Source organism: Streptomyces sp. NPDC060000 (assembly GCF_042737375.1).
GTDB lineage: Bacteria > Actinomycetota > Actinomycetes > Streptomycetales > Streptomycetaceae > Streptomyces.
In genome coordinates, this window is the sequence record NZ_JBHWUU010000046.1 from 1 (window position 1) to 9,047 (window position 9,047).

The 9,047-nt window shown below is 70.3% G+C and carries 10 protein-coding genes; 4 read left to right on the forward strand and 6 right to left on the reverse strand.

Annotation, left to right across the window (positions count from 1 at the left end; all coding sequences use genetic code 11):
* Nucleotides 1-149: 149 nt before the first annotated feature.
* The 6 genes from thpD to ACFWBB_RS23565 all read right to left on the reverse strand — a co-directional run bounded on the left by thpD (nucleotide 150) and on the right by ACFWBB_RS23565 (nucleotide 5,232).
* A complete protein-coding gene (thpD, locus tag ACFWBB_RS23540) occupies nucleotides 150-1,037 on the reverse strand; it encodes an ectoine hydroxylase (protein WP_385275970.1) in 888 nt (295 codons plus the stop codon).
* A gap of 5 nt (nucleotides 1,038-1,042) precedes the next feature.
* Nucleotides 1,043-1,447 carry an ectoine synthase gene (locus tag ACFWBB_RS23545; protein WP_385275776.1) on the reverse strand — a complete coding sequence of 135 codons (405 nt, stop codon included), beginning with the start codon at nucleotides 1,445-1,447 and terminating at the stop codon, nucleotides 1,043-1,045.
* Nucleotides 1,448-1,498: 51 nt separating this feature from the next.
* Nucleotides 1,499-2,770, reverse strand: a complete 1,272-nt coding sequence (gene ectB / locus ACFWBB_RS23550; RefSeq protein WP_385275779.1) for a diaminobutyrate--2-oxoglutarate transaminase — start codon at nucleotides 2,768-2,770, stop codon at nucleotides 1,499-1,501.
* A gap of 123 nt (nucleotides 2,771-2,893) precedes the next feature.
* Complete coding sequence (gene ectA, locus ACFWBB_RS23555; RefSeq protein ID WP_385275782.1) at nucleotides 2,894-3,400, reverse strand: diaminobutyrate acetyltransferase; 507 nt, start codon at nucleotides 3,398-3,400, stop codon at nucleotides 2,894-2,896.
* A 257-nt stretch (nucleotides 3,401-3,657) separates the two neighbouring features.
* Nucleotides 3,658-3,846: a DUF664 domain-containing protein gene (locus ACFWBB_RS23560; RefSeq protein ID WP_385275972.1), complete on the reverse strand. Its 189-nt coding sequence runs from the start codon at nucleotides 3,844-3,846 to the stop codon at nucleotides 3,658-3,660.
* A 258-nt stretch (nucleotides 3,847-4,104) separates the two neighbouring features.
* Nucleotides 4,105-5,232: a pyridoxal-phosphate-dependent aminotransferase family protein gene (locus tag ACFWBB_RS23565; protein ID WP_385275785.1), complete on the reverse strand. Its 1,128-nt coding sequence runs from the start codon at nucleotides 5,230-5,232 to the stop codon at nucleotides 4,105-4,107.
* A gap of 162 nt (nucleotides 5,233-5,394) precedes the next feature.
* Between ACFWBB_RS23565 and ACFWBB_RS23570 the strand changes: the two genes are divergently transcribed.
* Genes ACFWBB_RS23570 through ACFWBB_RS23585 form a run of 4 tightly spaced genes read left to right on the forward strand, consistent with a single transcriptional unit; the run spans nucleotide 5,395 to nucleotide 8,993 of the window.
* On the forward strand, nucleotides 5,395-6,258 hold the full coding sequence (locus ACFWBB_RS23570) for a transporter substrate-binding domain-containing protein (RefSeq protein ID WP_385275788.1): 864 nt from the start codon (nucleotides 5,395-5,397) through the stop codon (nucleotides 6,256-6,258).
* A gap of 4 nt (nucleotides 6,259-6,262) precedes the next feature.
* Nucleotides 6,263-7,096 (forward strand): amino acid ABC transporter permease, encoded by an 834-nt coding sequence (locus tag ACFWBB_RS23575; protein WP_385275791.1) that lies wholly within the window; start codon nucleotides 6,263-6,265, stop codon nucleotides 7,094-7,096.
* On the forward strand, nucleotides 7,093-7,887 hold the full coding sequence (locus tag ACFWBB_RS23580; protein ID WP_385275793.1) for an amino acid ABC transporter ATP-binding protein: 795 nt from the start codon (nucleotides 7,093-7,095) through the stop codon (nucleotides 7,885-7,887). The genes ACFWBB_RS23575 and ACFWBB_RS23580 overlap by 4 nt, the downstream gene beginning before the upstream one ends.
* A gap of 14 nt (nucleotides 7,888-7,901) precedes the next feature.
* Complete coding sequence (locus ACFWBB_RS23585; protein WP_385275796.1) at nucleotides 7,902-8,993, forward strand: amidohydrolase family protein; 1,092 nt, start codon at nucleotides 7,902-7,904, stop codon at nucleotides 8,991-8,993.
* Nucleotides 8,994-9,047 lie beyond the last annotated feature (54 nt).

Here is a 9,047-nt window from a genome sequence, read left to right on the forward strand (position 1 = left end):
GGCCCCCCCCCGCACGCCCCCGCGGGGGGGCCGGCCCACCCGGGCCGGCCGGGGGGGGCGCCCCCCCCCGCCCCGGCGGCCCCCCACCCCCCCGGATTCGGGTGAGGGCGTCCGGCCCGGCGACGCTCGGCAGGGAGGGGGCGGGCCGCTCACCCCACGGGTGTGAAGTCCCGTGCGCCGATGAACTCCGGCCTGCGGATCGGGGCCGCGAACGGCTCCACGGCCGTGTTCTCCACGCTGTTGAACACGATGAACACATTGCTGCGCGGGAACGGCGTGATGTTGTCCCCGGACCCGTGCATGCAGTTGCAGTCGAACCAGGTCGCCGAACCGGCCTTGCCCGTGAACAACTTGATGCCATGGTCACCGGCCATCGCGGTCAGCGCCTCGTCCGACGGGGTGCCCGCGTCCTGCATCTGGAGGGACTGCTTGTAGTTGTCCCTGGGCGTGGCCCCGGCGCAGCCGAGGAACGTCCGGTGCGAGCCCGGCATGATCATGAGCCCGCCGTTGGTGTCGAGGTTGTCGGTCAGCGCGATCGACACGGACACCGTCCGCATGTTCGGCAGACCGTCCTCGGCGTGCCAGGTCTCGAAGTCGGAGTGCCAGTAGAAGCCCCCGGCCCCGAAGCCCGGCTTGACGTTGATCCGCGACTGGTGGACGTACACGTCCGAGCCCAGGATCTGCCGGGCCCGCCCGACGACCCGCTCGTCACGGACGAGGGCGGCGAACACCGGGCTGAGCTTGTGCACCTCGAAGACGGACCGGATCTCCTTGGACCGCGGCTCGACGATCGACCGCTCGTCGGCCCGGATCCCCGGATCGGCGACGAGCCGCTCCAGCTCCCGTCGGTAGACGGTGACCTCGTCGTCGCCGATCAGCTGGTCGACGACGAGGAAGCCGTCGCGCTCGAACTCCTGGAGGGTGGCCGTCGGGATCGGGCCCGGCGTGTCCGGGGAGCCCCAGACGACGGGGTCCTTGCGGGGGACGGACACCTCGGTGGTGCCACGGGTCGGATAGAGATCGGTGAGTGCGGTCACGGTGCTCACACCTCCTCGGGCTCGGTCAGCAGGGGGTACACGCCGTTCTCGTCGTGGTCCTCCCGGCCCGTGACGGGCGGGTTGAACACGCAGATGCAGCGGAAGTCCTCCTTGACACGCAGCGTGTGCCGCTCGTGCCCGTCGAGGAGGTACATGGTGCCGGGCGTGATGCGGTGCGTGAGCCCGGTCTCGTGGTCGGTCAGCTCGGCCTCGCCCTCGACGCAGACGACGGCCTCGACGTGGTTCGCGTACCACATCGACGTCTCGGTGCCGGCGTACAGAATCGTTTCGTGCAGTGAGAACCCGACCCTTTCCCGGGCGAGCACGATGCGCTTGCTCTCCCAGGTGCCGGACTCCGCCTTCACATGACGGTCGGTGCCTTCGATGTCCTTGAACGAACGGACGATCACGGTGGTGCGATGCCTCCTAGGTAGGGGAAAGGCGAACGGGGCCCGAGGGTGTCAGACGGTCTCCCGTACGGCGCGGGCGACGATGCTGAGGCCCTCGTCCAGTTCCTCGGGAGTGATGGTCAGGGCCGGCAGCAGTTTGACGACCTCGCTCTCCGGGCCGGACGTCTCGATCAGCAGTCCGAGTTCGAAGGCGCGCTGCGCGACCCGGCCGGCCCGCGCCTTCTCGTGGAACTCCAGGCCCCACACCAGGCCGCGGCCCCGGTACTCCCTGATGTCGGCGAGGTTCTCCTCGGTGATCGAGATGAGCCCCTGCTCGATCTGCTCGCCCCGCGCCCGGGTCTGCTTCTCCATGGCGGACCCGTCGGCCCAGTACGTCTCCAGGGCGGCGGTGGCGGTGACGAAGGCCGGGTTGTTGCCGCGGAAGGTGCCGTTGTGCTCGCCCGGCTCCCACACGTCCAGCTCGGGCCTGAACAGGCAGAGCGACATGGGCAGTCCGTAGCCGCTGATGGACTTGGAGACGGTCACGATGTCCGGGACGATCCCCGCCTCCTCGAAGGAGAAGAAGGCCCCGGTGCGCCCGCATCCCATCTGGATGTCGTCGACGATCAGCAGCATGTCCTGCCGCTCGCACAGCTCCTTGAGCGCCCGCAGCCACTCCGGACGCGCGACGTTGATGCCGCCCTCGCCCTGCACGGTCTCGACGATCACGGCGGCGGGCTTGTTGAGCCCGGACCCCTGGTCACCGAGCAGCCGCTCGAACCACAGGAAGTCGGGGACCTGGCCGTCGAAGTAGTTGTCGAACGGCATGGGTGTGCCGTGCACCAGGGGGATTCCGGCGCCGGCCCGCTTGAAGGCGTTGCCGGTCACGGCGAGCGACCCGAGGGACATCCCGTGGAAGGCGTTGGTGAACGACACGATGGCCTCGCGCCCCTTCACCTTCCGCGCCAGCTTCAGGGCGGCCTCCACGGCGTTGGTGCCGGTCGGGCCCGGGAACATGACCTTGTAGGGCAGGTCGCGCGGCCGCAGCACCAGATCCTGGAAGGTCTGGAGGAAGGACCGCTTGGCGACGGTCGACATGTCGAGCCCGTGCGTGACGCCGTCCCGCAGCAGATAGTCGACCAGCGCCCGTTTCAGTACGGGGTTGTTGTGGCCGTAGTTGAGGGACCCGGCGCCGGCGAAGAAGTCCAGGTACCGGTGACCGTCCTCGTCGTACATGCGGCTGCCCTGCGCGCGGTCGAAGACGGCGGGCCAGCCGCGGCAGTAGCTGCGCACCTCGGACTCGAGGGTCTCGAAGACGCTGAGGTCGGGCTGGGTGATGGTCACGACGAAAACACTCCTCGGTGTGGGGTCGGAAGGAGGGCGGGCAGGGTGCGGGGACTGTGCGGGACGTGCCGGGCGGCCCTGGGGGTGCGGGGGTGGGGGTGCGGGGGGTGCGGGGTGTGGGGGTCAGAAGGAGAGGGGGCCGATGCGGTACAGGACCTCGGGGTCGTGCGGGCCGTCGGGGAACAGGCCGGCGTCGAACAGCACCTCTCGGGTGACGGTCGCCCCGTGCCGCTCGGCGTACGAGGTGAACAGCCGCTCGGAGGCGGTGTTGCCCGGCGTGATCGTGGTCTCCACGGTGGTGAGCGGGCGTTCGGCGGCGAGCCGCGCGGTCAGCCCGTCCAGCAGCGTGGCGGCGAGACCGCGACCGCGGTGCGCGGCGTCCACGGCCACCTGCCAGACCAGCAGGGTGCGCGGGTCCTCCGGCCGGACGTAGCCGGTGACGAAGCCGACCGGCTCGCCGCCTTCGGCGCGTGCCACCGCCGAGGTGGCCGCGAAGTCGCGGCACCACAGCAGATAGCTGTAGGAGGAGTTCAGATCGAGCGTTCCGGATTCCTTCGCCAGACGCCAGAGTGCTGCTCCGTCTTCCACTGACGGGCGGTCGATACGTAGGTCTGCTGGTGCGGCAGTCATGCGACTTGAACTTACCCAGCGAAATTCAAAAACGCATGGAGAGGCCGTGGTGATTCCGTGATGCCGTAGGGACGGGTTGCCGTTTCGTCCGGTTTTACACCGCGCAAAGAGTGCATAACGCCCCGCTTGTGCAATGCGTCACGCACGTGTGACCCACTCGAAATTCCCTGCGTTTAGGTGCGGGGAATCCGGGCATAAGAACCCGGGCAACCTATCGGGGAGGAAATGCAGGGGAGAATTCGCTAATCACCTTGAATTCAGGCGCCGGTAACCCCGCCGATGCGTTCCCGGAGAATGTCCGCGTGACCGTTGCGCCGGGCGTACTCCTCGATCGTGTGGAGGAGCACCCGCCGCAGGCTGACCTCGAGCCCGGCATAGGCCCGCCGGGCGATCCGGTCGGTGGCCTCCAGCGGCCGCCCGGCGATCAGCTCACGCCCGCGCGCGATCTCCCGCCGTCAGACGGTCGGCGCCTCGTCGAGGCCCCGCCCGCGTCGAGGGCGTACCCGGTCGCCTCCTCGCCCCTCCCGCGGGCCGGGCGGCGAGCCGGTGCCTTCCGCCACCTGTCGGTCCGGCGGTGAACCGGCGCCTTGCGCTCCGCGCCGCATGTCGGCCTGGCGGTGAACCGGCGCCTTGCGCTCCGCGCCGCCTGTCGGCCTGGCGGTGAACCGGCGCCTTGCGCTCCGCGCCGCCTGTCGGTCCGGTGCCTACCGCCAAGCGGCTTCCACGCCTCGCCGGGCTGCTTCCAGGTCCACGTTCCGTCCCTGTCCCTGCTCCGCCAGTGCCGCGCCCAGTGCGGCCAGGCATCCCTGTACCGCTCCCACGGTCGCATCGGCTCCGTAGTGGTTGACCCGGATCATCTCCTCGGCCAGTGCGCCCCCGCCCGCGGCCAGCGGCAGCGCGGGGTCGCTCGCCAGCGCCCGGGTCACCAGCTCCGAGGCCGCCACCCCCGGCGGTGTCCGCAGCGTCGTGGCGACGGGTGCCGCCTCCGCCGCGTCGTGCACGTACGGCTCCAGGCCGCCGCCCAGCGCCACCGCGCCCGCGCGAGTCGCCGCGGCCGCGGACGCGTGGCGGGCCATCACCGTCTCCAGTCCCTCCGCCTCGATCCGCTCGACGCACGCCTCCAGCGCGAACATCTCCAGCTGCGCCGGTGCGTGCAGCAGCGTCCTGCGGCCGCCGTCGACCCAGCGCTCCTTCCAGTCCAGCAGGGACAGGTACGAGCGGCGCGGGGCCTTCGGATTCGCCGCCATCAGCGCCCATGCCCGCTCGCTCACCGACACCGCCGACACGCCCGCCGGGCCGCCCATCGCCTTCTGCGCGCCGATCACGCACAGGTCCACGCCCCACGCGTCCGGCAGCACCGGCTCCGCGCCGATCGAGGCCACCGCGTCCAGGTAGAACAGCGCGCCGTGCTCCCGCACCACCTCGCCGATCTCCGCGACCGGGTTGGTGTTGCCGGTCGCCGCCTCCGCGTGCACCAGCGACACGAAGTCGATCTCCGGGTGCTCGGCGAAGGCCTCCCGGATCTGCGCGGCCGTCACCGCCGTGTGGAAGGGCACCGCCAGGTCGATCACCGTCGCACCGCAGTCCCGCAGCCAGTCGCCGAAGGTCTTCCCGTACGGACCGGTGATCACGTTCAGGGCGGTCGTGCCCGGACCGGCCGTACCGCGGATCGCGCCCTCCAGCGGCAGCAGCGCCTCGCCCTGCATGATCACGACGTCCTGCCGGGTCTCCAGCAGCCGGGCCACCCGGTCCTCGATCGAGGCGAAACGCGCGGCGCTCAGCGGAGCGAGGTCGAGGAACGGGTGTGTCACGGCGGTGCTCTCTTCACTCACGGGGTAGAGGTGACGAGACTAACCGGCACGCACCTCACCCTTCCCGCCCTCCCCACCGGTGACTTCGTAGGTCGATCAGCTCTGCAACCATCGGTTTGATTTGAGAGCCTCAAACTTCTCCTTATAATCGGAACCCACAGTTCCCTTACAGGAAGGCCAGCCGTGAACACCCTCCCCGGCCGCCGGACCCGAGTCCTGGCCGCCACCACCGCGACGGCCGGGCTGATGCTCGTGGCCGCCTGCACCTCGACCGATGACGGCGGCAGCGGCTCCAGGACCGCCGCCGGCGGGGTCGAGCTCGCCAAGGCGGGCCAGCTCACCACCTGCACCCACCTGCCCTACCCGCCGTTCCAGTCGGAGATCGACGGCAAGGTGCAGGGCTTCGACGTGTCCCTGATCGACCTGGTCGCCAAGAACCTGGGGGTGAAGCAGAAGGTCCTCGACACCCCCTTCGAGAACTTCAAGACCGGCGCCTTCCTCAACTCCGGTACGTGCGACCTGGCCGCGGCCGGCATGACCATCACCGACGAGCGCAAGAAGAACGTCGACTTCTCCGACCCCTACTTCGACGCCACCCAGGCCGTCCTGGTCGACAAGGGCGCGGGCGTCACCTCGCTCGCCGACGTGAAGGCCAAGGGCGTCAAGCTCGGCGCCCAGGCGCAGACCACCGGCGAGGACTACGCCAAGAAGCAGGGCTTCGACCCGGTCTCCTTCGAGTCCTCCGACGCCGTCCTCAACGGTCTGCGCACCGGTCAGGTCAAGGCCGTCGTCATCGACTACCCGGTCGTCCAGGGCTGGCTGAAGGACAAGGCCAACGCCGACGCCTTCAAGATCGTCGACAACCTCAACACGGGTGAGCAGTACGGCTTCACGGTGAAGAAGGGCAACGCCAAGCTGGTCGCCGCGATCAACAAGGCGCTGGCGGACGCGAAGGCCGACGGCACCTACAAGAAGCTCTACGAGAAGTGGATCGGCCCGTACGACGCGTCGGCCGCCTCCCCGTCGGCCGCCGCCTCGGCCTCCTGACCCCATGGCCGATACCGACGTACGTCTCCAGCCCAAGAAAAAGGGCCTGACCCGACGTCAGAAGCGCCGCCTCTCACGCGGCGCGCAGTACGTCGTCTTCACCGCCGCCGTGATCGTCTTCGCGGTCACCGCGGACTGGGGCCGGCTGAAGAACCAGTTCGCCCAGTGGGACATCGCGAAGCAGATGTTCCCGGACGTCATCACGCTGGCGCTGAAGAACACCGTGCTGTACACGGCGTCCGGCTTCGTCCTCGGCCTGGTACTCGGTCTGGTCATCGCGCTGATGCGGCTGTCCTCCGTGGGCCCGTACCGCTGGGTGGCCGGGGTCTACATCGAGATCTTCCGCGGTCTGCCCGCCCTGCTGATCTTCGTCTTCATCGGCGTGGCCGTGCCGCTGGCCTTCCCCGGCACCGAGATCATCGGCGGCACCTACGGCAAGGCGGCCCTCGGGCTCGGGCTGATCGGGGCCGCCTACATGGCGGAGACCTTCCGCGCCGGCATCCAGGCCGTTCCCAAGGGACAGCTGGAGGCGGCCAGGTCGCTGGGCTTCTCGCCCGCCCGCGCGATGGTCTCGGTCATCATCCCGCAGGCGTTCCGGATCATCCTCCCGCCGCTCACCAACGAGCTGATCATGCTCTTCAAGGACTCCTCCCTGGTCCTGCTCCTCGGGGTGACACTGGAGGAGCGCGAACTGTCCAAGTACGGCCGTGACCTGGCCAGCACCACCGCCAACTCCACGCCGATCCTGGTCGCCGGTCTGTGCTACCTGCTGGTGACCATCCCGCTCGGCTTCGTCGTGCGGCGCATGGAGGCGAAGGCCCAGGAGGCCGTGAAATGAGCCGACCGGAGATCGAAGTCCGCGACCTGCACAAGTCGTTCGGCGCCAACGAGGTGCTGCGCGGCATCGACCTGGAGATCGGCCAGGGTGAGGTCGTCTGCGTGATCGGCCCGTCCGGCTCCGGCAAGTCGACACTGCTGCGCTGTGTGAACCTGCTGGAGGAGCCCACCAAGGGCCAGGTCTTCGTCGGTGGCACCGAGCTCACCGACCCCGACGTCGACATCGACGCGGTACGCCGCCGGATCGGCATGGTCTTCCAGCAGTTCAACCTGTTCCCGCACCTGTCGGTGACCGAGAACCTCACGCTGCCGCAGCGCCGGGTGCTGCGGCGCGGCAAGGCCGAGGCGGCGAAGGTGGCCGCCGAGAACCTGGAGCGGGTGGGCCTGTCGGAGAAGGCGACCGCCTACCCCGCCTCGCTCTCGGGCGGCCAGCAGCAGCGCGTGGCGATCGCCCGCGCCCTGGCCATGGGCCCCGAGGTGATGCTGTTCGACGAGCCGACCTCGGCGCTCGACCCGGAGCTGGTCGGCGATGTCCTCGCGGTCATGCGCATGCTCGCCGACGAGGGCATGACGATGATGGTCGTCACCCACGAGATGACGTTCGCCCGCGAGGTCGCCGACCGGGTCGTCTTCATGGACGGCGGGGTGATCGTGGAGGACGGCACCCCGGCAGAGGTCATCGGCAACCCCCGCCACGAGCGCACCCGCCACTTCCTCTCCCGGCTCCTCGATCCCGCGATGGCCCAGGTGGAGGAGGGCACCACCGGCCAGGTGGGCGGGCCGGAGCAGTAGTTAGGGTGCACCGCATGAACGATCGCGCGGTGCTGCACGTGAAGGGCCGGATCCTGACGGGATCCGACGAGGTCCGCGACGGGCTGTGGGTCGTCGACGGCCGGATCTCCTACGATCCACCCGTCGGCGCCCGCGACGTCCGCACCGTCGAGGGCTGGGCCCTGCCCGGGCTGGTCGACGCCCACTGCCATGTGGGCCTGGGCGCGCACGGCCCCGTCGACCGGGACGTCGCCGAGAAGCAGGCGCTGACCGACCGCGAGGCGGGCACGCTGCTGATCCGCGACGCCGGCTCGCCCTCCGACACCCGCTGGGTGGACGACCGCGACGACCTCCCGGAGATCATCCGGGCGGGCCGGCACATCGCCCGCACCCGCCGCTACATCCGGGGCTACGCGCACGAGATCGAGCCCGACGACCTGGTCGCGTACGTCGCCCGGGAGGCCCGGCGCGGTGACGGCTGGGTCAAGCTGGTCGGTGACTGGATCGACCGCGAGGTGGGCGACCTGGCCCCCAGCTGGCCACGGGAGGCGGCCGGGGCGGCCATCGCGGAGGCCCACCGCCTGGGCGCGCGGGTCACGGCGCACTGCTTCGCCGAGAACTCGCTCCGCGACCTGGTCGAGTCGGGCATCGACTGCGTCGAGCACGCGACGGGCCTGACCGACGACCTGATCCCGCTGTTCGCGGAACGCGGTGTGGCGATCGTGCCGACCCTCGTCAACATCGCCACGTTCCCGGATCTCGCGGCCGGCGGCGAGTCCAGGTTCCCGCGCTGGGCGGCCCACATGCGACGGCTCCACGAACGCCGCTACGACACCGTCCGCTCCGCCTACGACGCCGGCATCCCGGTCTTCGTCGGCACGGACGCAGGCGGCACGCTGCCGCACGGCCTGGTGGCCGCCGAGGTCGCGGAACTGGTGACGGCGGGCATCCCGGCGGTGCAGGCGCTCTCGGCGGCCACGTGGGGCGCACGCGAGTGGCTCGGGCGCCCCGGTCTGGACGAGGGCGCCCCCGCGGACCTGGTCGTCTACGAGACGGACCCGCGCGCCGACGTACGCGTGCTGGCGGCCCCGCGCCGGGTGGTACTGAACGGCGCGGTGGTGAGCTGAGGACGATCTGAAGGGTGCGGCTGTGGGGAAACGTGCGTGCCAATGGTCCGTGCC

Bases quoted from the DNA above. Each gene is read 5' to 3' on its own strand.
- ACFWBB_RS23575 (WP_385275791.1), top strand. From the start codon at position 6,263: ATGGCCGATACCGACGTACGTCTCCAGCCCAAGAAAAAGGGCCTGACC.
- ACFWBB_RS23580 (WP_385275793.1), top strand. From the start codon at position 7,093: ATGAGCCGACCGGAGATCGAAGTCCGCGACCTGCACAAGTCGTTCGGC.
- ACFWBB_RS23585 (WP_385275796.1), top strand. From the start codon at position 7,902: ATGAACGATCGCGCGGTGCTGCACGTGAAGGGCCGGATCCTGACGGGA.
- ectA (WP_385275782.1), bottom strand. From the start codon at position 3,400: ATGACTGCCGCACCAGCAGACCTACGTATCGACCGCCCGTCAGTGGAA.